Origin of the sequence: Paraburkholderia sp. MM5482-R2 (assembly GCF_050436125.1) — a bacterium.
GTDB classification, from domain to species: Bacteria; Pseudomonadota; Gammaproteobacteria; order Burkholderiales; family Burkholderiaceae; genus Paraburkholderia; species Paraburkholderia tuberum.
Genome location: NZ_JBNDLP010000002.1, coordinates 1,665,749 through 1,689,123, shown reverse-complemented (window position 1 = coordinate 1,689,123; position 23,375 = coordinate 1,665,749). Strand labels below are relative to the sequence as shown.

Annotated in this window: 17 protein-coding genes and 1 pseudogene; 10 read left to right on the top strand and 8 right to left on the bottom strand. The window is 62.6% G+C overall.

What is annotated here, in order from left to right; all coding sequences use genetic code 11:
• Positions 1 to 39: 39 nt before the first annotated feature.
• Positions 40 to 720: pseudogene (locus OKW37_RS10680) on the bottom strand (transposase); the annotation flags it as partial.
• A gap of 169 nt (positions 721 to 889) precedes the next feature.
• Between OKW37_RS10680 and OKW37_RS10675 the strand changes: the two are divergent.
• From OKW37_RS10675 to OKW37_RS10665, 3 genes are all read left to right on the top strand, one after another.
• On the top strand, positions 890 to 1,111 hold the full coding sequence (locus OKW37_RS10675; RefSeq protein ID WP_184062038.1) for a hypothetical protein: 222 nt from the start codon (positions 890 to 892) through the stop codon (positions 1,109 to 1,111).
• Between the two features lie 334 nt (positions 1,112 to 1,445).
• A complete protein-coding gene (locus tag OKW37_RS10670; protein ID WP_429406600.1) occupies positions 1,446 to 2,570 on the top strand; it encodes a mechanosensitive ion channel family protein in 1,125 nt (374 codons plus the stop codon).
• Positions 2,571 to 2,826: 256 nt separating this feature from the next.
• Positions 2,827 to 4,071 (top strand): cation:proton antiporter, encoded by a 1,245-nt coding sequence (locus OKW37_RS10665; RefSeq protein WP_090804028.1) that lies wholly within the window; start codon positions 2,827 to 2,829, stop codon positions 4,069 to 4,071.
• Between the two features lie 94 nt (positions 4,072 to 4,165).
• Here OKW37_RS10665 and OKW37_RS10660 read toward each other — a convergent pair whose 3' ends face one another.
• Positions 4,166 to 5,806, bottom strand: a complete 1,641-nt coding sequence (locus tag OKW37_RS10660) for a peptidoglycan D,D-transpeptidase FtsI family protein (RefSeq protein ID WP_429509814.1) — start codon at positions 5,804 to 5,806, stop codon at positions 4,166 to 4,168.
• Positions 5,807 to 6,336: 530 nt separating this feature from the next.
• Here OKW37_RS10660 and OKW37_RS10655 point away from each other — a divergent pair.
• A complete protein-coding gene (locus tag OKW37_RS10655; RefSeq protein ID WP_429509812.1) occupies positions 6,337 to 6,777 on the top strand; it encodes a BspC domain-containing protein in 441 nt (146 codons plus the stop codon).
• Positions 6,778 to 6,848: 71 nt separating this feature from the next.
• Here OKW37_RS10655 and OKW37_RS10650 read toward each other — a convergent pair whose 3' ends face one another.
• From OKW37_RS10650 to OKW37_RS10640, 3 genes are all read right to left on the bottom strand, one after another.
• Positions 6,849 to 7,082, bottom strand: a complete 234-nt coding sequence (locus OKW37_RS10650; RefSeq protein WP_429408437.1) for a putative Na+/H+ antiporter — start codon at positions 7,080 to 7,082, stop codon at positions 6,849 to 6,851.
• A 377-nt stretch (positions 7,083 to 7,459) separates the two neighbouring features.
• Positions 7,460 to 8,209 (bottom strand): serine hydrolase, encoded by a 750-nt coding sequence (locus OKW37_RS10645; protein ID WP_311734823.1) that lies wholly within the window; start codon positions 8,207 to 8,209, stop codon positions 7,460 to 7,462.
• Positions 8,210 to 9,048: 839 nt separating this feature from the next.
• Positions 9,049 to 9,348: a group II intron maturase-specific domain-containing protein gene (locus OKW37_RS10640; RefSeq protein WP_260321284.1), complete on the bottom strand. Its 300-nt coding sequence runs from the start codon at positions 9,346 to 9,348 to the stop codon at positions 9,049 to 9,051.
• A gap of 225 nt (positions 9,349 to 9,573) precedes the next feature.
• On the opposite strand from OKW37_RS10640, the gene OKW37_RS10635 reads away from it, so the two are divergent.
• The 6 genes from OKW37_RS10635 to OKW37_RS10610 all read left to right on the top strand — a co-directional run bounded on the left by OKW37_RS10635 (position 9,574) and on the right by OKW37_RS10610 (position 20,658).
• Positions 9,574 to 10,587 (top strand): hypothetical protein, encoded by a 1,014-nt coding sequence (locus OKW37_RS10635; protein WP_429406607.1) that lies wholly within the window; start codon positions 9,574 to 9,576, stop codon positions 10,585 to 10,587.
• 10 nt (positions 10,588 to 10,597) lie between these two features.
• Positions 10,598 to 11,095, top strand: coding sequence for a hypothetical protein (locus OKW37_RS10630; protein ID WP_429406609.1), 498 nt, complete (start codon positions 10,598 to 10,600; stop codon positions 11,093 to 11,095).
• 434 nt (positions 11,096 to 11,529) lie between these two features.
• The gene (locus OKW37_RS10625) at positions 11,530 to 12,375 is read left to right on the top strand and encodes an IclR family transcriptional regulator (RefSeq protein WP_184062044.1); all 846 of its coding nucleotides are present in this window, start codon (positions 11,530 to 11,532) and stop codon (positions 12,373 to 12,375) included.
• Between the two features lie 433 nt (positions 12,376 to 12,808).
• On the top strand, positions 12,809 to 14,170 hold the full coding sequence (locus tag OKW37_RS10620; RefSeq protein ID WP_429406612.1) for an MdtA/MuxA family multidrug efflux RND transporter periplasmic adaptor subunit: 1,362 nt from the start codon (positions 12,809 to 12,811) through the stop codon (positions 14,168 to 14,170).
• 23 nt (positions 14,171 to 14,193) lie between these two features.
• Positions 14,194 to 17,328, top strand: coding sequence for an MdtB/MuxB family multidrug efflux RND transporter permease subunit (locus OKW37_RS10615; RefSeq protein WP_429406615.1), 3,135 nt, complete (start codon positions 14,194 to 14,196; stop codon positions 17,326 to 17,328).
• A gap of 3 nt (positions 17,329 to 17,331) precedes the next feature.
• Entirely contained in the window at positions 17,332 to 20,658 is a 3,327-nt protein-coding gene (locus tag OKW37_RS10610; protein WP_429406617.1) for an efflux RND transporter permease subunit, read from the top strand.
• A gap of 17 nt (positions 20,659 to 20,675) precedes the next feature.
• On the opposite strand, the gene OKW37_RS10605 is transcribed toward OKW37_RS10610, so the two are convergent.
• The 3 genes from OKW37_RS10605 to OKW37_RS10595 all read right to left on the bottom strand — a co-directional run bounded on the left by OKW37_RS10605 (position 20,676) and on the right by OKW37_RS10595 (position 23,264).
• Complete coding sequence (locus tag OKW37_RS10605) at positions 20,676 to 21,140, bottom strand: hypothetical protein (protein WP_429406619.1); 465 nt, start codon at positions 21,138 to 21,140, stop codon at positions 20,676 to 20,678.
• An 87-nt stretch (positions 21,141 to 21,227) separates the two neighbouring features.
• A complete protein-coding gene (locus tag OKW37_RS10600) occupies positions 21,228 to 21,791 on the bottom strand; it encodes a peroxiredoxin (protein WP_184062048.1) in 564 nt (187 codons plus the stop codon).
• A gap of 171 nt (positions 21,792 to 21,962) precedes the next feature.
• Positions 21,963 to 23,264 carry an EAL and HDOD domain-containing protein gene (locus OKW37_RS10595; RefSeq protein WP_429406621.1) on the bottom strand — a complete coding sequence of 434 codons (1,302 nt, stop codon included), beginning with the start codon at positions 23,262 to 23,264 and terminating at the stop codon, positions 21,963 to 21,965.
• Between the last annotated feature and the right edge of the window lie 111 nt (positions 23,265 to 23,375).

The following is a 23,375-nucleotide window of genomic DNA, read 5'->3' as shown; positions in this document are numbered from 1 at the left end:
GGATGCGAACCGTCGCCGTCAGAGTCTCCCGATCCGGCACAGATCAAGCAACACGTCGCGCCATGCGTCCTTCGATTCGTGATAGCCGTCGGCGATCGCCACGCGCTCCTTCGTTCCATCCGGCTTCACGCCGATGATGACCAGCAGGCACTGGCCGTCAGAATCGTCAGTGCGCAGTCCGGTATGAATGCCGTCGGCCCACCAGTAGAACCAGCGCGCGCCTGACAGGTCACGCCGGTTCCATAGCAGGTGCTCCTCGGCCCATTGCGCCTTCAGGCGGCTGACCACGTTCGGTGAAAGCCCTTTAGCCTGTTCACCCAGGAGCACGCTGAGCGCCTCACTCATGTTGCCGGTCGATACGCCGCGCAGATAGAGCCACGGCAATGCCGCCGACACACGTGGTGACTTGCGGATGTATGGCGGCACAATGTTCGAATTGAACTTCACTCCCGAGCCTGAGCGGTCGCGTACCTTCGGTACCTTGACCGGAACCGGACCGATCGCCGTGACGACCTCACGCGCCGGCAGATAGCCGTTGCGCACTACGGCGCGCCGGCCGTCGAGCGTCTTCACGTTCCCGTACTGTTCGAGCAATGTCGCCAATTCTGCCTCGATCGCTTGCTGGATGATCTGTCGCGCGCCTTGCTGGATCAGCTCATCAAGGCTGCCGACGCCTGCTGCTGCTTTACCGCCGTTCGTTTCTTCCGTAAGCTTCTTCATGGTGGTGGATTCCGGTTCGCTGGTTCGTTACTCTCGACAAGCAACATTCTCAGCTAACCGCCACCGCCTTCTCAAATCCCCGCCTCATCCCCATACACCACTTCTGACGATAACTCATCAGACTGATTGCGTGACAACTGATGTAACAAACGAATGTTGAGGTGCCGCGATGCAGTACAACTACGGAACATTTCACATCGATTGCCGGGCGCACCGCGCTAACGATGGTCGCTACGTTGCGAGAGCCAGAATCAGTCGAGGACCGGGCGACGCGGAAGACCGCGTCGAAACGCATGATTCAGGTGATATCGATTCGTTCGCCGACGAGGCCGATGCCATATCTTGCGCGAAAGCGTGGGCTATCAAATGGTGCGACGAAAACTGGGACTGAGCCGCGCACGGCGGTTCCGCATACTTGACGATGGAGACCGACATGGCTGAGCGGCGAGAGCAGCTTGACGAGTACAACGGCTTCGTCGTGCTGGCCAAACCAGCCTGAACGCATCGAGTTTCTCAGGAAATGCACGACACTGGATTTCTGAAGAGGTGAGCCGGACGAGCGCCCGGGCCGCGCCAGATCGAGTCAACGGGGAATGCGCATCCACGCCACCGACTCGCGCTAATTGGGGAACTATCTTCCTGGAGGCCTGACAGACTGGTACGAGCGCTTACACCGCTCACGTCTTTGAGTTCCGTCACTCGGAATCAATTGGGGAGGAAAATCGATGAAAAAGTGGCTCGACCTGAACGTGTTTCTGGGTATCCCTGCCAGCGAGTGGGTCTATGCGGCGATCGCGACCATCGTCAGCTACCTGGCGTTGATCTATCTGCTGAAGTTCGCCATCACGCGCCTTTCGATGCTGTCACAACGAACGTCAACCCGTCTCGACGATATGCTGGTTCAGGTCATTGAAGGCACGCACCGGCTTACGCTGCTCGCGGCAGCAGCGCTGGTCGGCACGAAGTTTCTGACATTGCCGGACAGGTGGGACGCCCGTCTTGGCCATCTCTGGTTTCTCATCATCGGTTTTCAGCTGGCCCTGTGGATAAACCGTGGCGTGACGCTATGGACCGAGAGGCGGCTGGAAGCGACAGAGAGGCTTGCCCACAATCCGGTCATCACGACCATGCTGTCGTGGACGTTGCGCGCGCTGCTGTGGTCCGTTCTTATGCTGGCGGTGCTCGCCAACATGGGCGTGAACATCACCGCGTTTGTCGCGAGCCTGGGTGTGGGTGGTGTTGCCGTCGCACTCGCGGTACAAAGCATTCTGAGTGATCTTTTCGCATCGCTGGCCATCGGACTCGACAAGCCATTCGAGATTGGCGACTTCATCGTCTTCGGTGAGATTGCCGGGAGCATCGAGCACATCGGACTCAAGACTACGCGCATCCGGAGTCTGAGTGGAGAACAGATCGTTTGCAGCAATACCGAACTGCTGAAAAACACGATTCACAACTACAAGCGAATGGCCGAGCGGCGCATTCTGTTCAATTTCAGGGTGACATACGATGCGAGTCCCGAGCAATTGCGCGCCGTTCCTGCCATGGTACAGAAGGCAGTCGAATCCGCCGGAAAGACCCGCTTTGATCGTGCGCATTTCAAGGGGTTCGGCGACAGCTCGCTCGATTTCGAAGTCGTGTATTACGTCACCGATCCCGCCTACAACCTGTACATGGACATACAGCAGGAAATCAATCTCGAGTTGATGACGCAATTGGGTAGACGGGGTATTGAATTCGCTTTCCCGACGCGCACGCTCCACGTCGTGAACAAGCAACAGGCGGAGGACGGTGCAAAGAGGTCATCGTTCACACCGCAAGCGGAATTGGCTACTCGAGAGGCACAATAAACGCTTCCGAATACCGCCCGGGCCGTTCATGAGCGTGTTCGGGTTAATGCCTGGGACAGGATTTCAGGCGCCTGGCTGCCCCACGCGTCTGCCGGATGACCTGTCTGGCAACCGCGCATACTCCCGTTTCGCAAGGCACGGCTGGAGTCCGGATGCAGAAAATTCAACATAGATTTCCCGTGCGAATCCGATCACCCGATCCAGCGCCGCTGGTCCGCTCAATCCAGCCCAGAACCTTCATCCCCCGCCACGCCGCATGCTCGACATCATTGCCATCTGTCTGGTCGTCACCGCGCTACTGGCGTATGTGAATCACCGCTTTCTGAGGCTTCCGACGACGATCGGCGTCATGGTAACGGCGCTCGGACTCTCCCTTGCGATCGTTGGACTGGACAAGCTTGGCGTCGCGCACGGTTTGCGCGTTGCAGAAGAGCATCTCGTCAACTCGATCAATTTCAGTGAGGTGCTTCTGCAAGGCATGCTGTCGCTTTTGCTGTTCGCCGGCGCGATGCATGTGGATTTACGCAAGCTGAAGGCTTTCCGGACCCAGATCATCAGTCTGGCAGTGCTCAGTACGGCGACCTCCACGCTGCTGATCGGATTCGCGATGTGGAAACTGCTCCCCCTTTGCGGAGTCGAACTCGCGCTGCCCTTCTGCCTGCTGTTCGGCGCCCTGATTTCGCCGACGGACCCCGTCGCGGTGATGGGCATCCTGAAGTCCGCAGGCGCGCCCGAAGGCCTGAAGGTGGTCATTACTGGAGAGTCGCTCTTCAACGACGGCGTCGGGGTCGTGCTTTTCTCTCTGCTGCTCACGATGGCCAGCACGGGCGTCACTCCATCCGTCCAGACGGGGTTGGCTGCATTTATCCTGGAAGCCGGCGGCGGCCTGCTATTCGGCGGGGTCGTAGGCTATCTGACATATCGGCTGCTCAAAAGCGTCGACCATTACCAGGTCGAAGTCCTGATGACGCTCGCATCGGTGATCGGCGGCTACGCGCTCGCTAATCATCTGCATGTCTCCGGGCCACTCGCCATGGTGGTTGCGGGCGTGATGATCGGCAACCGCGGCCGCGCCGACGCGATGTCCGAGACGACCCGGCGATACGTGGACATGTTCTGGGAGTTGATCGATGAGATTCTGAATGCCGTTCTTTTTGTATTGATCGGCATGGAGGTTCTGCTCGTCGAGTTCCCCGGCAGGATACTACTCGCTGGCGCCGGTGCGGCACTGGTCGCACTGCTCGCGCGACTGGTTTCTGTGGGACTGCCTGTCATGCTGCTTGGGCGGGCGTCCCGGCTACCGAAAGGAGCGTGGAGCGTGCTTACATGGGGCGGGCTGCGTGGTGGCATTTCCGTTGCACTGGCACTATCGATTCAGCCTGGACCGGGGCGCGACATCGTCCTCGCGTTGACGTACTGTGTGGTCGTTTCGTCGATCCTGGGTCAGGGGCTCACGGTTGGCTGGATTATCCGTCGGGCAGCAGGCGTCAAGGAAGAATGAAAACGGTCCGTATGCGGTGGCCAGTTACGACAAAAGGATTGCCAGGCGTCGACCGCTAACGACAGCGCGTGAGACGCGATCTCGAGCATATCGTCTATGTGACCGGCCCTGGATTGTCCTGCACAAATTGTGCGCCAGGATCATCAGGCGTCACGCCCAGAAGATTCATGGTCTTCGCCGCGATATCCGAGAAGGCAGGTCCTGCGACTGCGCCGCCGAAATGCGAGCCCACGTGGGGCCGGTCGATCGACACCGCGATGATCACCCTCGGATGTTGTGCCGGGACAATCCCAACGAACGACGCCCGATACTGACTGCGGTCGTAGCCGCGCGCGGTCCAACGATATGCGGTTCCGGTCTTGCCTGCGGCCGTATAGCCCGGTACGGCTGCCTGTGGTGCTGTACCGTCCTCGGACACCACGGACTCAAGCATGGTGAGCACTTCCGCCGCGACGCGTGGCGAATAAACGCGTCGACCATGCGCCGGCATACCATGTCGCGGATGAATCGTAGCGGGTACAAACAGACCTTCATTGCCGAATACCGTGTACATCTGCGCCAGTTGCAGCAACGATGCGGACAGACCGTAGCCGTACGACATCGTTGCCTGCTCGATCCGCCGCCAGTTCTGGTAAGGACGCAGCGTGCCGGTTGCCGCGCCCGGCAACCCCGCGCGCGGCGCCCGACCCAGCCCGACAGCATGGAAGTTGTTCCACATGTCGTGTGGCTTCATCAGCAGCGCGATTTTTGTCGTGCCCACGTTGCTTGACTTCTGCAGGACGCCGCTAACCGTCAAAGTGCCGAAGTCCTTGTCGTCGTGAATCACGGCCCCGTCGAGTCGCAGCCTTCCACCGTTGGTCGGTACCACGGAGCGAGGCGATACCTCATTGCGTTGCAACGCCAGTGCGACCGTCAGGGGCTTCATGACCGAGCCCGGCTCGAACACATCGGTGACAGCGTGGTTGCGGACAGCATCGCCCGCTCTGCCGCGGGGGGTATTCGGATCGAAACTCGGCCAGTTTGCCATTGCGAGAATCTCGCCAGTATGTGCATCCAGAACGATCGCCGAGCCTGAGTGAGCATCGGTGAGCTCAACGGCGTCACCCAGCGCCTTGAACGTCGCATACTGGATCGGCTGATCAATGGTGAGCTGCACGTCCTCGCCAGCAACGGGTGGTTGCAACGCAAGTGTTTCGATGACCTGCCCTCTGGCGTTTCGCAGCACGCGGCGACTTCCATTGCAACCGGTCAGTAGGCGATTATCGACTTTTTCAATGCCCTCCAGACCATTACCGTCGACGCCAGCGAAACCGGTGACATGCGCCACAATGCTGCCTTCCGGATAGTAGCGACGGTAATCTGGTTGGGCATAAACGCCCGGCACATCGAGAAGCATCGCCCGCTGCGCAACATCCAGGGGCACCTGCCGCTTGAGGTAGACAAATGATTTGTGGGACGCCACCATTGCGCCGATCCGGTCCGCGTCAATGTCGAGCAACTTACCCAGTGCAGATGCCTGGTCGGACGAAACCGTGTCCGCACCGTCCGCATCCAGCCATAACGTGCGCGTCGGAAGGCTGACCGCCAGCGCTCTCCCGTCGCGGTCGAGAATGCGTCCACGCGTCGCATGAATGCTGAACTCGCGCACCTGTCGAAGTTCCCCCTGCTTCTGATAAAACCTATCGTTGATCCCCTGCACCCACGCCGCTCGCGCAGCGAGGACGAGAAACCCCAATGAGAAAGCCGCTCCCAGCGCGTGCGAACGCCAACGCGGCAGCGCATGTGGTCTGGTCGAAATTGGCGAAAAATTGATGGACCTGGAGCGGAAACGCATTGAGTGATTTCAGAGGAGATGACCTTCGCCACCTGGACGGGAACGGCCGCCAACATGGGCAGTACGAGGAAGCATCGGAGCCTGGGATCTCCGAAATACTAGCACGAGCCCCTCTGCGCTCGATCTCTACCGCACACAGCCTTTCACAAACGACATATAGATGTGATCTGTCGTCCAGCTCAGTCGCGCCCGAGTAAATGGGTGCACCTTCAAACACATCATGCGTTCGTGAACACGATATGAGCATGGCGCATCCAAATGCCGCGGCAAGCATCCAGTTCCTTCTCGTTCGGCGGTGATGCGAGTATCGCTCCGCTCCGGCAATCCCGACTCGCAGCACTGCTGCGCAATTGTCGTGGGCATCCCCGCTTCGGGCAAAGCGTGCAGAAAGCCGGTTTAAGGCTGCGTGTATACTCACGGTTTGTTGCCCTATGGATAAGTGCCCCCTGCGGGCTTGCTACCGAATGAAGGTCATCACCAGTCTTTTTTTTCTCGTCGTATGTTGCTGGACCTATCACCTGGCTCACGCGCAACCGAAACCCTCACCACTAGCCGACTACGCCTTTCTCAGACGCATCCATGTTCGCGAAGCGGTCGTAAATTGCATCGCGGCGTTCGACCAATGGGTTCGAACCGGGCAGCGCTACGATTCAATTATCGTCTCGGCAGGCAATGCGTTACACGCAAAAGTATTGCCCGGGAGAGGCGCGCAAGAATCAGGGCAATCGGCAACACTCGATGCAACGGTAGATATGCCTGCAGTCGCCAAGCTTCGACAAAAGTATGTGTGGATTCCCGTCACGGCTTCCTGTGGTGTCTGGAAGAAGCACGTCGTTTCCTTTTCACTTAGGCCTAGAGAGCGACGCCCATAAAGCGCACGCTGGCTGCCGTTGCACCCGAAGCTTTTAACGACTTTACTGGTAGTCATGCTTGTCCGAGCGCGTCAGCGCGATTGGCAAGGCGTCTGCAGCAAAACGAATGCTACGCACGCCGTAGCGGTCGGAAGAATGGGGCTGGCCAGCAGCCAGAGGGCACTGACGGATTCGTCAGAAAATCCCCCTCGCACAAGGATGATCTCGGCCGGACTGGGTGCGTTGGCGATGACCGTTAGCCCTCCCCCGATCACCGCGCCTGCAACCAGCAGATATCTTGCTTCATGCGATAGCCTGCCGCCGATCTCGTGCCCGTTGTCCTAGCCGACGCTCGCATTCTTTCCTTGACGCTCTGTCAAATTAGCCATCACTCGCCGGGAAGCCGATAACGTCACGTGGTCGATCGAAGATTCGGATACCGCGAAGCTGCGAACGTCAGGCACCTAACATAGTCAGCGACCAGCGTTCGATCCTTCAACAACATCGCAATCCGGGCGTGCGGCAAAATCCACCTGCCGTCGCTAGCTCGCGAAACTTGTTTCATTGACACACCGCTGGAATAACGATTCGATCGCCGACCCGAGCTGTGAGGCCGCCGCGCAAAACCGCGCAAATCAGTCAACGGTGGGCGTTGCGAAACGCAACCTCGGCGACGGACGCAACGCCCCAGCGCGTTGCGCGCTCAGCGGTGGCGCATGGTTCGGATCCAGCGCCGCAGCTCGATCGCGTCCTGAAAGTGCGCGTGCGGATTCGGAGCGCCGAGCAGCACGATCACCATCATGTGTCCGCTCACCGGCGTCATCACGATCAGGCAATGACCGGCCTCGTTCGTAAAGCCTGTTTTTTGCAGCGCAACGTGCCATGACGCGCGATGCACGAGCGGATCGGTGTTGTGATACATCAGCGGGCCGTCGCCGCCAAGAACGACTTGCCTATGGGACGTCGAATACGCTTGTATCTTCGGATACCGGTACGCGGCGCTTGCGAGTTTCACCAGATCGCGCGCGCTCGATACGTTCTGCGGCGACAGTCCGGTCGGATCGACGAAATGGCTGTGAGTCATGTGCAGACGCCGCGCCTTGCGATTCATTGCTTTGACAAAGCCGGCACGTCCGCCCGAATAATCACGGCTCAGCGCAAATGCCGCGCGATTCTCCGACGACATCAGCGCGATATGCAGCATCGTTCGACGCAGCAGCAGCGAGCCGACCGGCAGGCGCGAGCGCGACCACTTCAAGCGGTCGACATCGGCGTCCGTGATGCGTGACGGCTTGACCAGCGAGCGTTTCGAGTCGATCACCACCATTGCGGTCAGAAGTTTGGTCAACGACGCGATCGGGAGGCGCTGATCCGCATGCTTCATATACAGCGCGCGCCCGGTCGTCAGATCGACGACCATCGCAGCGCGCGCGAGCACCGCGGGTTTCGCCACGACGCGTTTGATATGACGGGCGCGCGCCATCGCGGGACCGGCGAATAAGGAGAACAAAACCAGGATCAGGATGCACGCACGCATGTCCCGACGCTCACGAAACATCTGCCGGACGTATTGCCTGCTGCGCGAGCCGGGCGCGACCGGTCCGTGGCAGCGGGAGTGGCGGCGAGCAAAGCGCCGGCGCATCCGTCGCGTGGACGCAAGGGGTCGAACGGAAAAACAGGAGTTTGCCGGTGCGTGCTGCCGGCACTTCGAATGTGGGAAAACTCATGAAGGAACGGCGGGAAGCGGTGATATTGAACGACGGCGACTTGGCTCGCGTGCCGTCACGAATGAAGAGAGGCCGGACCCGATGCCAACTTTGCATGGCCACGCCCGCCACGCTCATTCGCGCTACGCACGCGTCGCGAAGCTCGGGCTTGTTCGGATACCGCTGTCGGTGCGCTTGCCCAACATCTGTCCGCATGCCTTCGGGGCGACCGTGTCTTCGGAGGGGTAACCGTAGAGATCGAAACTTAAGCGAAACTTAAAACGTCAATCGATTCACAGGGTCGGCACCGCGAAAGCGAAGCCCGGGGTCAAGCGTGAGAACTCAGTAATGGTCAGCGTGCGCGTTCCGCAACCGGCCCGGACGGTCCGCCGCGGCAGCGAGGTTGGTGATCGGGATCACTTGCCGCGAATATAGGACATTCCGAAAACAAAAGGATGCCCACTCGAGACCGGCGTGATCGGCGGGATCATCGTGGCTGGCTGTTATGAGGTGAGTAGACCCGGGGAGTTGCACGCCGAGTCTCTCGCAGAACCCAACGTGAGCCTCTCGACTCATTCGGCTCCCGTTATCCGACCGATACGCCAACGATACGCCAGTGGACAAACAACCTGAGGTGGGCGAACTTCATCTTGCGTAGCCATTCCGCACTACGTCGCTTGCGCTGCCGCAGCCTCCTGTACTTTCGTCGAGCCCACCGCATAAGCCATAGGTCGATGTAGCCGAAGAGGCTGTGCATCGCCGCCCGGTAGAACGCCCCATAGTAGTTCCACCACCCTTGTATCGTCGTGTTGCATTGCTGCGCAAGTTCATCCAGCGTCGCCGATGTTCGTCGGTGTATTCGCCAACTTCGCACGTGCTGTCTCATCCGCTTTAAGGCATCGCTGCTCGCCGCTGGCAGAAAGCCAGTAAATCGCCGCTGGTGTTTGCTCAATGCCCCTCTCGGTCTAAACGTAAAACCGAGGAACGTAAACTGCACGTTCGGATAAGTGCCAGTGCGATTGCTGTCCTTGCGATACACGATCTTCGACTTCTCCGGATACATCATCAACCCAATCCAGATTGGGGAGTTGAGTGCGCTGCTGACGCTTGCTTGACATCACATCAGTATGAACAGGCTGCCTTGGGTTATTACAAGCTCGATGCAGCTGAGCCGAGGATCGCATCGAAGGTAGCGTACTGTGAATGGATGCTTGGCCACGACGAAGAGGCATTCGATCGCCTCATGTCGCTTGGCGAAGAACTTGACGCAGATGGTGTAGGCCTTCTGAGCGAGTTGATTCGTACTCGCTATGGTGACAAAAATCGTAGTGCACACATGGAGGCGATTTGGGCGCGCCTTAAGGTCGTTACGACGGCTGATTCCGTACCGCTTTTGGCTGCCGAGGCACGCGCACGTGGTTTGTGGCCTGGAGACGCTGAAAATCGCGAACAGAGGCGCCGAGAAATCGAGAGGCTCCTTTCTCTTCACCCGACCAGTCAGCGCATTCGCCTAGAAGTTCTTAACGAGTTGCGATGCTCCGACTCTCCGGCTGAGGAACGATATGCGTTGTTGCGCGGTTGGAACAGTAGCGACCTAATCCCGAGGTTCCAATGGGAATCTGCTTGTGTGGCTGCTGAAGTGCGAAAATTCGACGAGGCAATCGATTACCTCCGCCAACTGGAAAAGAGAGAGCGTCAGAGCGCACGCCCATCACAGAACCTACTTCTGAATATCGACCTCGCGCGGTGCGATATCACAGTTCGCTCTGCTGATGCTCCCGATTTATCTGGCTACGATGCAATTCTGAGCGGCACTACGCTCGACGGGGAAAATAGCGCGCGCGTTGTCCGTGCAGCACTTGCGGCCGCCTGCAGTTTCGCCCCGGAACGGGTTGCCGAGCTGTGCGATGGTTTGCTCAATGCACTCAAATCAACCGAGTATGGATTCCCGATCGATGCTTCAGCGCTGTTCAACGAGTCGTATCCCGTCAGTGGTCAAGAATGGGACGACTGTGCCCATACTTGGCCGTGCGGCAACCTCTTTCCCCATCAAGATATTCTTCTCGCAACTACAAGGCCACGCGAACGCGTTCCTCCGCGCCGCTTTCGCCGCGTCAAAAATTAATGAAAACTATATGGACGACGATGTAGAACCGGAACTCCCAGCGGGATTCTGGGATGACATCGAAGCGCTTATTGGAAATAGCACGGGAGATGATTCTGAGCTCGGTGGCAAACTTTTGTCACTCCAAAATGCCGCTCGCGCGCATCGCCACCGTCCCAACAGGACTGCGTTAGGGCAGTCTTGGATAAAATCCGAAATACTTCGCAGCCCCGATGACTATGCCGTCACTTACGGATGGCTGACCCTGAAGGCAGCGACACGAACCGCCACCGCTGCACGGACCTTTCCTCTGGAGTTCTCAAGCAATTGCGCGATAGCGCAATTGAGGCGCCCCAAGCGTATGACTTGGTTGAACCACTCGTGGAAATCCGCATTCGCGCTCGTGATCTCGGCGTTGAGACAAAGTGCTCCGGTTTGCATCGCCGAGGCAGAGCACCAATCTATCACCATTAAAATTGGCGCATTGCACAATAAAAATACGCGTCGCCGCAGACTTTGTTGTATCTGAACCGCTCTCCCTTACTTCCCGCAAAACTTTGTTGTGCTCCCATAACAACAAAAAAAAAGCGTCACGTTGCCGTGACGCCTTAAAAAGTTCTAGCCATTCCGAGGGCCGTGCTAGAACCTGAGAGAAGGTAATTCGAAAGGCGCAAGCGCATCGGACGGGCAATCGATCCTGCATTTTGGGATTTTTCCGCTCGCGCGCACCAAAATGCAGCGGAGACAAGCGACTTTCGAAATGCGGTTCCATTTTTTATGGTTATGCTGACTAAGTCAAGCAAAAAGAAGTAGTCGACCATCGATCGGCAATTTCTTCCGATACAATGACTTTTCTTAAAAATGTATGAATGGGTGCCCCGGTTTGGAGATGTCCCTGCCTCTGTGAGCGGCCATCAACAGGTTGTCCCACGAACAATTTGAAATGCTGTTCCATAAAAACGCATGAACCGATCCACTCCCAACCAACCCGTCGCCGCCAAGGTCCCCGCCAGCAAAGACCGAGACGGCCCGGGCGATGAAGTCACCGCGCTCGCGCGCGGCCTGACCGTACTGCGCGCCGTCGCTGCCGCGCACGCACCACTCAGCAATCGCGAACTCGCCGAGTTGACCGGCATCCCGAAGCCCACCGTGTCGCGCATCACCGCGACGCTCGTCGGCACCGGTTTTCTGCTGCGACTACCCGACAGCGAACGCTTCGTGCTGACCTCGTCGGTGCTCGAACTGAGCAACGGCTTTCTGCGCAACTTCGACATCCGCTCGCGCGCGCGGCCGTTTCTGATCGAACTCGCGGAACGCACCGCGTTGTCGGTGCATCTGGCGGTGCGCGACCGCTACGACATGGTCGTCATCGACGCGATCCGGCCGCGTTCGGCGGTGCTCGTGTCGCGACTCGAAATCGGCTCGCGCATGAGCTTGACGCGCACCGCCGTCGGCCGGGCGTACCTCGCGGCGCTCGCGCAACCGGACCGCGACCGTCTGCTGGTCGGCCTGCAGACGGCCGAAGGTGACGATTGGGGCTATATCGGCAGCCGTCTCGCAAGCGCGATCCAGGACACCCTCGAGCGCGGCTTCGCAATCGCCACCGGCGAGTGGTACAACGGGCTGAACGCGATCGCGCTCGGCTTCGTCGGGCCGTCGGGCGAGCGCTACGCAGTCAATTGCGGCGGCTCGGCCGACCAATGTCCGCGCGACTGGCTGATCGCGCGCGCCGCGCCCGCGCTGCTCGAATGCATCGACAAGATCGTCCTGGAGATCGGCGGCACGCCGGGGCGCCGGCTCGACGAATAAGCCGTCGGCGGCATCGGGCGCCAAACGGCGCCCCGCGCGGATCGAACGCGGCGCCAGCCGCCCGTGATGTGCGAGAGTGGCGACGGCGGCCCGCCCTCGCCCGACGATGCGCCGACATGCTGTAACCTTCGTAATCAACCGAAAAATACGCGGCTGGACTGTTACAGACGCCGCAACGTACGATCACGCATCCCGTCGCGGGACCGCGCGCCGCGAGCCGTGAGCGTCGTCGAACCGGCCGCGTCCAGCCGCGATGATTCCGCATTGCGTTAACATCTCTGTCCCGCGCCTCGGGTAGCATCGCGCTGAACATTGCGCGGCGCCCGCCGCCACGACCGCCTGACATGCCGCCCATGTGCCGGCCCACCGCCCTTCGAATGGCGGCGAGCGCATCGGCGGCTCACATCATCAAGCCAGCCACCCGACCGAACCGATGGACGAACAACAAAAGCACCCGGAAACCCAACGCCCTGCCGCTTCCCAGCCGTCCGCGAACGGCGCGCAATCGAGCGCGCCCGGCGCGGTGAAACGCCACCGTGGCCGCACTGTCGCGCTGATCGTCGCGGCGCTGGTCGTGTTCGGCGTCGTGCTGTGGCGCTGGCATCCGTGGGGCGGCGCCGGCAGCGGCGCGAGCGCGCCGGGGGCGGCGAGCGGCGCGCGCAGCGGCCGCTTCGGCCGCGGCGGCCCGAACGCGATGGCCAACATGGCGCAGCCGGTGCACGTCGCCGCCGCGACGCAGGGCGAGATGCCGGTCGTGCTGACCGCGCTCGGCACGGTGACGCCGCTCGCCACCGTCACCGTGCTGCCGCAACTGAGCGGCGTGCTGCAGGACGTCTATTTCAAGGAAGGCCAGATGGTCAAGAAGGGCGACGTACTGGCCCAGATCGACCCGCGCCCGTACGAAATTTCGCTGCGCAACGCCGAGGGCACGCTGGTGCGCGACGAGGCGCTGCTCGCCACCGCGCGTCTCGATCTGAAGCGCTATCAGACGCTGCTCACGCAGGACTCGATCGCGAGTCAGCAGGTCGACACGCAGGCGTCGCTGGTGCGGCAATACGAAGGCACGGTGAAGTCCGACCAGGCCAACATCGACAGCTTCAAGCTCGACCTCGTGTACGCGCGCATCACCGCGCCGGTGTCGGGACGCGTCGGTCTGCGTCAGGTCGACCCGGGCAACTACGTGACCTCGGGCCTCACCAACGGCATCGTCGTGATTACGCAGCTCGATCCGATCAGCGTGTTGTTCACGACTTCCGAAGACAATCTGCAGCAGATCATCCAGCACACGCAGAACGGCGAGTCGCTGTCGGCCACCGCGTACGACCGCAGCAACACGCATCCGCTCGAAGTCGGCTCGCTAAAGACGATGGACAATCAGATCGACACGACCACCGGCACGATCAAACTGCGCGCGATCTTCGAGAACAAGGACAACGGCCTGTTCCCGAACCAGTTCGTCAACACTCGCCTGCTCGTCGATACGATCAGGAACGCGGTGATCGTGCCGACCTCGGCGGTGCTCAACGGCTCGATGGGTACCTTCGTGTACGTCGTGAAGCCCGACAACACGGTCACCGTGCGCCAGGTCAAGGTCGGCCCGGTCGACGGCGAGCGCACCAGCATCCAGTCGGGCCTCGCGGTCGGCGAGCGCGTCGTGATCGACGGTTCGGACCGGCTGCGCGAAGGCGCGAAGATCACGATTCCGGCCGAGCGGCCGCGTGGCGCGTCCGGCGCATCGGCCGCATCCGGCGCGCACGCGCATCGCGGCCGGCACGCGGCGCAAGCATCGCAATAAAGTAAAGGCACGGCACTTACCGCATGAATCCATCCCGCGCTTTTATTCTGCGTCCTGTCGGCACCGCGCTGCTGATGGCGGCGATCATGCTGGTCGGCCTCGTCGCGCTGCGCTTTCTGCCGCTGTCCGCGCTGCCCGAGGTCGACTATCCGACGATCCAGGTGCAGACCTTCTATCCGGGCGCGAGCCCGGACGTGATGACGTCGTCCGTGACGGCGCCGCTCGAGAGGCAATTCGGGCAGATGCCGTCGCTGAACCAGATGTCGTCGCAAAGCTCGGCCGGCTCGTCGATCATCACGCTGCAGTTCAGCCTCGACCTGCCGCTCGACATCGCCGAGCAGGAGGTCCAGGCGGCGATCAACGCGGCGGGCAACCTGCTGCCGTCCGACCTGCCCGCGCCGCCGATCTACGCGAAGGTCAACCCGGCCGACGCGCCGATCATCACGCTCGCGATCACGTCGAAGACACTGCCGCTCACGCAGGTGCAGGATCTCGCCGACACGCGTCTCGCGCAGAAGATTTCGCAGGTCGCCGGGGTGGGTCTCGTGAGCCTGTCGGGCGGCCAGCGCCCGGCGATCCGCATTCAGGCGAACCCGCGCGCGCTTGCCGCGTACGGCCTGAATCTCGACGACCTGCGCACCACCGTCTCGAACCTGAACGTCAACACGCCGAAGGGCAATTTCGACGGTCCGACGCGCAACTACACGATCAACTCGAACGACCAGTTGACCGACGCCGACGAATACAAGAGCGCCGTGGTCGCGTACAAGAGCGGCCGTCCGGTGATGCTGACCGACGTCGCGAGCATCGTGGCGGGACCGGAGAATACGAAGCTCGGCGCGTGGGTCGACAACACGCCCGCGATCATCCTGAACGTGCAGCGCCAGCCAGGCGCGAACGTGATCCAGGTGGTCGACAGCATCAAGGCGCTGCTGCCGCAGTTGCAGCAGTCGCTGCCCGCCGCGCTCGACGTCGAGGTCGTCACCGACCGCACCACGACGATCCGCGCGTCGGTGCGCGACGTGCAGTTCGAACTGGCGATGTCGGTCGTGCTGGTCGTGCTGGTGATGTACCTGTTCCTCGCCAACATCTACGCGACGATCATTCCGAGCCTGTCGGTGCCGCTGTCGCTGATCGGCACGCTCGCGGTGATGTACCTGTGCGGCTTCTCGCTCGACAACCTGTCGCTGATGGCACTGACCATCGCCACCGGCTTCGTCGTCGACGACGCGATCGTGATGATCGAGAACATCGCGCGCTACGTCGAGGAAGGCGACACGGCGCTCGAAGCCGCGCTGAAGGGCTCGAAGCAGATCGGCTTCACGATCATTTCGCTGACGGTCTCGCTGATCGCGGTGCTGATTCCGCTGCTCTTCATGGGCGACGTGGTCGGGCGCCTGTTCCACGAATTCGCGATCACGCTCGCGGTGACGATCGTCATCTCGGCGGTCGTGTCGCTGACGCTCGTGCCGATGATGTGCGCGAAGCTGTTGCGCCACACGCCGCCGCACGACAGTCACCGTTTCGAGGCGAAGGCGCACCGCTTCATCGACTGGGTGATCGCGCGCTACGCGGTCGCGCTCACGTGGGTGCTGAACCGTCAGCGCTCCACGCTGGTCGTCGCGGTGCTCACGCTGGTGCTGACCGGCCTGCTGTACGTGTACGTGCCGAAGGGCTTCTTCCCGGTGCAGGACACCGGCGTGATCCAGGCGATCACGCAGATGCCGCAGTCGGTGTCGTTCGCATCGATGGCCGAGCGTCAGCAGGCGCTCGCCGACCAGATCCTGAAGAACCCGGACGTCGAAAGCCTGACCTCGTTCATCGGCGTGGACGGCAGCAACATCACGCTCAACAGCGGCCGCATGCTGATCAACCTGAAGCCGCGCGACGACCGCAGCAATACCGCGAGCGAGGTGATCCGCCAGTTGCAGAAAGACGTCGCGCATATTCCGGGCGCGTCGCTGTACATGCAGCCGGTGCAGGACCTGACGATCGACTCGACCGTCAGCCCGACGCAGTATCAGTTCATGCTGACCGATCCGAACATCAGCGAATTCACCACGTGGGTGCCGAAGCTGGTCGACCGGTTGAAGCAGTCGCCCGAGCTCGCGGACGTCGCGACCAATCTGCAGGACAACGGCCGCTCGGTGTTCATCGAGATCGACCGCGCGACCGCCGCGCGCTTCGGCATCACACCGGCCACGATCGACAACGCGTTGTACGACGCGTTCGGCCAGCGCATCATTTCGACGATCTTCACGCAGTCGAACCAGTACCGCGTGATTCTCGAAGCGCAGCCGACGATGCAGCACTACACCACGTCGCTGAACTCGATCTACCTGCCCTCTTCCACGTCGACAGGCGGCCAAGTGCCGCTGTCGTCGATCGCGAAGTTCATCGAGCAACCCGCGCCGCTGCTGGTCACGCACCTGAGCCAGTTCCCGGCCACCACGGTGTCGTTCAACCTCGCGCCGGGTTCGTCGCTCGGCGCGGCGGTCAAGTCGATCCAGCAGGCCGAGAAGGACGTCGGTCTGCCCGCGTCGTTCCAGACGCGCTTCCAGGGCGCGGCGCTCGCGTTCCAGGCATCGCTCGCCAACGAGCTGTTCCTGATCCTCGCGGCGATCGTCACGATGTACATCGTGCTCGGCGTGCTGTACGAGAGCTTCATCCATCCGATCACGATTCTGTCGACGCTGCCGTCGGCCGGCGTCGGCGCGCTGCTCGCGCTGCTGATCACCGGCCACGATCTCGACATCATCGGCATCATCGGCATCGTGCTGCTGATCGGTATCGTGAAGAAGAACGCGATCATGATGATCGACTTCGCGCTCTACGCCGAGCGCGAGGAAGGCAAGCCGCCGCGCGAGGCGATCTACCAGGCATGTCTGCTGCGCTTCCGGCCGATCCTGATGACCACGCTCGCCGCGCTGCTCGGCGCGCTGCCGCTGATGCTCGGCACCGGCGCGGGCTCGGAGCTGCGCCGGCCGCTCGGTATCGCGATCGCCGGCGGCCTGATCGTGAGCCAGCTGCTGACCCTGTTCACGACGCCGGTGATCTACCTCGCGTTCGATTCGCTCGGCCGCCGGTTGCGCGAGCGCTTTAACCGCGGCGATTCGTCCGGTAGCGCCACGCCGCCCGCCACCGATGCAGGGAACTGAGCGATGAACCTGTCGCGTCCGTTTATCTCCCGTCCGGTCGCCACCACGCTGCTGGCGATCGGCATCGCGTTGTCGGGGGTATTCGCGTTCACGAAGCTGCCGGTCGCGCCGCTGCCGCAGGTCGACTTCCCGACCATCTCGGTGCAGGCGACGCTGCCGGGCGCAAGCCCGGAGACCGTCGCGACGAGCGTCGCGAGTCCGCTCGAGCGGCATCTCGGCTCGATCGCCGACGTCACCGAGATGACGTCGCAGAGCTCGGTCGGCTCGACGCGCATCACGCTGCAGTTCGGCCTGAACCGCAACATCGACGGCGCCGCGCGCGACGTGCAGGCGGCGATCAACGCGGCGCGCGCCGACCTGCCCGCGAGCCTGCGCAGCAACCCGACCTACCACAAGGTCAACCCGGCCGACGCGCCGATCCTGATTCTCGCGCTGACGTCGAGCACGCTGACGGCGGGCCAGCTCTACGATTCGGCCGCGACGGTGCTGCAGCAGTCGTTGTCGCAGGTGCAGGGGGTTGGCGAAGTGGATGTCAGCGGTTCGGCGAATCCGGCCGTGCGCGTCGAGTTGCTGCCGCATGCGCTGTCGCATTACGGCATCGGCCTCGAGGACGTGCGCGCGGCGCTCGCTGCGGCCAATGCGAACAGCCCGAAGGGCTCGATCGAGTTCGGCGAGAACCGCGTACAGCTGTACACCAACGACCAGGCGAGCAAGGCGTCGCAGTACAAGGACCTCGTCATTGCCTATCGCAACGGCGCGCCGGTCAAACTCTCCGACATGGGCGAAGTCGTCGATTCGGTCGAAGATCTGCGCAATCTCGGTCTCTTCAATGGCAAGCGCTCGGTGCTCGTGATCCTGTACCGGCAGCCGGGCGCGAATATCATCGAGACCGTCGACCGCGTGAAGGCGATGCTGCCGCAACTGCACGCGTCGCTGCCCGCCGACGTCGACATCGCGCCGACCTCGGACCGCTCGACGACGATCCGCGCGTCGTTGAGGGACACCGAGCGCACGCTCGTGATCGCGGTCACGCTCGTCGTGATGGTGGTGTTCCTGTTCCTGCGCAACTGGCGCGCCACGCTGATTCCGAGCGTGGCCGTGCCGATCTCGATCGTCGGCACGTTCGGCGCAATGTACCTGATGGGCTTCTCGATCGACAATCTGTCGCTGATGGCGTTGACCATCGCGACCGGCTTCGTCGTCGACGACGCGATCGTCGTGCTCGAAAACATCTCGCGCCACATCGAAGACGGCGTGCCGCGCATGAAGGCCGCGTTCATCGGCGCGCGCGAGGTCGGCTTCACGGTGATGTCGATCAGCATCTCGCTCGTCGCCGTGTTCCTGCCGATCCTGCTGATGGGCGGCATCGTCGGGCGGCTGTTCCGCGAGTTCGCGCTGACGCTGTCGCTGGCGATCGCGGTGTCGCTGGTCGTATCGCTGACGCTCACGCCGATGATGTGCTCGCGCCTCCTGCGCGAGCCGCACGAAAAGCATGAGGAAAACCGCTTCGGCCGCTGGCTCGAACGCGGCTTCACGTCGATGCATCGCGGCTACGAGCGCACGCTCGGCTGGGCGCTCGTGCATCCGCTCCTGATCGTCATGGTTCTGCTGCTGACCATCGCGCTGAACGTGGCGCTTTATATCATCGTGCCAAAGGGCTTCTTCCCGCAGCAGGACACGGGGCGCCTGATCGGCGGCATCCAGGCCGACCAGAGCACGTCGTTCCAGGCGATGAAAGGCAAGTTCTCGGAGATGATGGAAATCGTCAGCAAGAATCCGGCGGTCGACAGCGTGGCCGGCTTCACCGGCGGCCGGCAGACCAACTCGGGCTTCATGTTCATGTCGCTGAAGCCGAAGAGCGAGCGCAAGCTGTCCGCCGACCAGGTGATCCAGCAGCTGCGCGCGCCGCTCGGCGACGTGGCCGGCGCGCGCACGTTCCTGCAGGCGGTGCAGGACATTCGCGTGGGCGGCCGGCAATCGAACGCGCAGTATCAGTTCACGCTGCTCGCCGACTCGACGCCCGATCTGTACAAGTGGGGGCCGAAGCTCACCGAGGCGCTGCAGGCACGCAAGGAGCTCGCGGACGTGAACTCCGACCAGCAGCAAGGCGGTCTCGAAGCGATGGTGACGATCGACCGCGCCACGGCATCGCGCCTCGGCATCAAGCCCGCGCAGATCGACAACACGCTGTATGACGCGTTCGGCCAGCGCCAGGTGTCGACGATCTACAACCCGCTGAACCAGTATCACGTCGTGATGGAAGTCGCGCCGCAATACTGGCAGAGCCCGGAGATGCTGAAGCAGATTTTCGTCAGCACGTCGGGCGGCAGCGCGAGCGGCGCGCAGACCACCAACGCGCCGGCCGGCACCGTGATGTCCAGAGCGACCAGCACGTCGACCACGACGAGCGCGGCAACCGGCGGCATGGCCGCCACCACCGCGACGAGCGCGGCCAGCATCGCAGCCGACTCCGCGCGCAATCAGGCCATCAACTCCATCGCGGCGAGCGGCAAGTCGAGCGCGTCGTCGGGCTCGGCGGTGTCGACCGCGAAGGAGACGATGGTGCCGCTGTCGGCGATCGCGAGCTTCGGGCCCGGCACCACGCCGCTATCGGTCAATCACCAGAGCCAGTTCGTCGCCTCGACGATCTCGTTCAACCTGCCGCCGGGCGTGTCGCTGTCCACCGCCACGCAGGCGATCTACGACACGATGGCCGAGATCGGCATGCCCGCCACGATTCACGGCAGCTTCCAGGGCACCGCGCAGGCGTTCCAGCAGTCGATGTCCGACCAGCCGATCCTGATCCTCGCCGCGCTCGCGGCGGTGTATATCGTGCTCGGCATCCTGTACGAGAGCTACATCCACCCGCTGACGATCCTGTCGACGCTGCCGTCCGCGGGCGTCGGCGCGTTGCTCGCGCTGCTGCTGTTCAAGACCGAGTTCAGCATCATCGCGCTGATCGGTGTGATCCTGCTGATCGGCATCGTGAAGAAGAACGCGATCATGATGGTGGACTTCGCGATCGACGCGTCGCGCAAGGGAATGTCGTCGCGCGACGCGATCTACCAGGCCTGTCTGCTGCGCTTCCGGCCGATCATGATGACCACCTTCGCCGCGCTGCTCGGCGCGTTGCCGCTCGCGTTCGGCAGCGGCGAAGGCGCGGAGATGCGCGCGCCGCTCGGTATTTCGATCGTCGGCGGGCTGATCGTCAGCCAGATGCTGACGCTCTATACGACGCCGGTCGTCTATCTGTACATGGATCGCATCCGCGTGCGCTGGGAGGCGAGAAAGGCACGCCGCGCGGGTGGCGCGACGCCGACGTCGTCATGACGTAGTGAAGGTGGCGCTCACAGCTTCTGCTCGATGGCCAGCGAGAAAATCCGCTGCCATCGGCGCGCCGCCCGCTCGTTCGACATCGGCACGAGCCACTCGCCGTGCCGCGAGTCCTTGACCTTCAGCGCGAGCCGCGCCTGTGCGTCGCGGCCCTGTGTTTCGGCGCCGAGCAGATCGGCGAAGATATACGCGCCCTGCTGATCGCCGACGCGAATCTCGCAGAGCCGCTTGGCCGCCGCGAGCCGCACCGAGCCCCAACTGCCCTTCAATTCGTGCGTCCAGTCGCCGTCGCGCACGTTCGGCGCGACTTCGCGGCGCCGCTGCCGCCAGTACGCGAGCGCACCGGCGATCAGCAACGCAACCAGCACGGCCACACCCTCCGCCACCGCCAGCCCGAAAGCGGCCTGCAGCGCATAAAAGGCACGCACCGCGCCGTACCCCAGCGCGATCAGCGCAATCAACGCAACGACAATCGGCATCGCAAGCTCATCCGGCAAATGGTTTTAGTCGGCTAACGTCGGCAAACGCGACGGCGCGTTCGGCCCCTCACTGCCCCTCACTGCGCCTCACTGCCCCTTATGCGCGGCCGACCACTCCTTGAGCGCGTTCAGCGTGTTCTCGACATGCTTGTCGGGCGACAGGCTCGTGTACTCGTAGATGATCTTGCCGTCGGGCGAGATCACGTACGACACGCGATTCGCCATGCCGGCCTTCAACGGCATGGCCGCGTCGTACGCATTGATCACCTTCGCGTCGGCGTCGGCCGCGACCGGGAATTTGCTGCGGCATTCGCTGACCGAAAACTTCGTCAGCGTATCGATGTTGTCGTGCGACACGCCGATCACCGTCGCGCCGTACTTCTTGTATTGGTCGACCGCATCGGCGAACTCGTGCGCCTCGATCGTGCAGCCCTTCGTGAACGCGGCCGGATAGAAGTACAGCACGACCGGGCCCTTCTTCAGTTCGTCGGCGAGCGAATACGCGTAGGTCTTGCCGCCGAGCGAGGCCTCGGCGGTAAACGTCGGCGCCGTATCGCCGGGCTTCAGGGTTGCCGAGGCGAGCGGCGAATGCATTGCGAATCCGAACGCCATGACGGCGGCCAGTACCGCCGGTATGGGTTTTGTCTTCATCTGCTCCTCCACGCGTGAGCGCACGCAATTGATCGGGTCCATCGGAGACAGCTTCGGCCGACGTCACAGGCCTTCGCTGAACTTACTATTGGACCACGGATGCGCACGCGGCGTGGGTCGTCGCCCGGATCACAAGCGAATCGAAAGGGTGCGGCGCGCGAGCTCGACGTATCAAATGCCCAATTCCGCCACGTGCGCGCCGAACCACGCCGCCGCCGACAGGTTCAGCTCCGACAGCACGTCGGGCGTCAGCGCGTGGAAGCCCGCCGCCGTCGCGACCGGCGCCGCGTCGCCGCCCTCGCCCGCGACCTCGGCGATCAGCAGCAGCGCGCCCAGCTCGCCCTTGCGCGCGACGATCGCGTCGCGAATCTGCGGCGCGAGGCCGAGTTTCTCGAGCACCGCGTCCGGCGTGCTGTCGAGCACGATGTGCACGAGCGAAAAAATCCCGGTCATGAACGCGGCGTCGGCGAATTCGCCGTCGGCCGGACGCAGCCAGTTCGCGGCGAGTTCCATGAAGCGCGAGCGCGTCGCCGCCAGTTGCACGAGCGGATCGGCGCGCCACGGCAACTCGCCGGTGTCCGAGTACAGCAGCAGTTGCGCCCAGCGCGCGATCTGCCGCGTGCCGGTCGCGATGATCGCCTCGCGCAGCGACGCGATGTTGCGCCCGAGGCCGAATGCACTCGAATTGACGAGCCGCAGCAGTTGCACGACCACGCCCGGGTTGACCTTCAGCTCCGCCTCGAGCTCGACGATGCCGGCGTCGCGCGACAGCAGCGCGAGCAGCCGCAGCAGGCCCGGACGCAGCGAGCGGTTGCGCGGCGCGGCCAGCACCTGCGGCCGCGCGAAGAAGTAGCCCTGGAACAGATCGAAACCGAGCTCGTGGGCGAGCGCGAAGTCCTCGCGCGTCTCGACCTTCTCGGCGAGCAGCGTCTTGCCGTGGCCGCGCAGCGTCGACGCGAGCTTCGCGACGGTGCGGCGCGGCGTCTGCAGGAAATCGATCTTGACGATGTCGGCGTACGGCAGCATCGCGCTCAGCTCGTCGGACAGATCGTGCACGTCGTCGAGCGCGACCTGGAAGCCGGCGCCGCGCAACTCGCCGAGACGACGCGCGAGCGAGGCGTCGTAGCGCACGGTTTCGAGGATTTCGAGCACGAAGCGCTCGGGCGGCATCAGATGGACGATGTCGCTAAAGAGTAGCGCGCGATCGATATTGACGAAGCCGCGATGCTGGCCGAGCACGGCGGGTACGCCGATTCCGCCGATCGTGCGCGCGACCACCTGCGCGGTGGCCTGCGTGTCGTCGCTGATTTCGGCGTAGTTGTACGTTCCGGCACGGAACAGCAGCTCGTAGGCGTGAAGCGCGCCATCGCGATCGAGAATCGGCTGGCGGCCGACATAGACGTACTGCGGGGCAGCGTCCAGCGCCCCGTGCTCACGATAGCCGGCCGACGCGCCGGCGAGGACATCACGCACCTCGACGTCCCGCGGGACGGGCCGTGGGGCTCTGGCGGACCTGACGACGGGGCGTTCGGACATGGATCATCAGTGCAAGGTTCGGAAAGTCTATGCAGCGCGACGTCATCA

Coding starts and splice junctions, on each gene's coding strand:
- OKW37_RS10620 (WP_429406612.1), top strand. CDS start 12,809: ATGGACGAACAACAAAAGCACCCGGAAACCCAACGCCCTGCCGCTTCC.
- OKW37_RS10630 (WP_429406609.1), top strand. CDS start 10,598: ATGGACGACGATGTAGAACCGGAACTCCCAGCGGGATTCTGGGATGAC.
- OKW37_RS10625 (WP_184062044.1), top strand. CDS start 11,530: ATGAACCGATCCACTCCCAACCAACCCGTCGCCGCCAAGGTCCCCGCC.
- OKW37_RS10655 (WP_429509812.1), top strand. CDS start 6,337: ATGGATAAGTGCCCCCTGCGGGCTTGCTACCGAATGAAGGTCATCACC.
- OKW37_RS10600 (WP_184062048.1), bottom strand. CDS start 21,791: ATGAAGACAAAACCCATACCGGCGGTACTGGCCGCCGTCATGGCGTTC.
- OKW37_RS10670 (WP_429406600.1), top strand. CDS start 1,446: ATGAAAAAGTGGCTCGACCTGAACGTGTTTCTGGGTATCCCTGCCAGC.
- OKW37_RS10605 (WP_429406619.1), bottom strand. CDS start 21,140: ATGCCGATTGTCGTTGCGTTGATTGCGCTGATCGCGCTGGGGTACGGC.
- OKW37_RS10610 (WP_429406617.1), top strand. CDS start 17,332: ATGAACCTGTCGCGTCCGTTTATCTCCCGTCCGGTCGCCACCACGCTG.
- OKW37_RS10665 (WP_090804028.1), top strand. CDS start 2,827: ATGCTCGACATCATTGCCATCTGTCTGGTCGTCACCGCGCTACTGGCG.
- OKW37_RS10615 (WP_429406615.1), top strand. CDS start 14,194: ATGAATCCATCCCGCGCTTTTATTCTGCGTCCTGTCGGCACCGCGCTG.
- OKW37_RS10675 (WP_184062038.1), top strand. CDS start 890: ATGCAGTACAACTACGGAACATTTCACATCGATTGCCGGGCGCACCGC.
- OKW37_RS10640 (WP_260321284.1), bottom strand. CDS start 9,348: ATGAGACAGCACGTGCGAAGTTGGCGAATACACCGACGAACATCGGCG.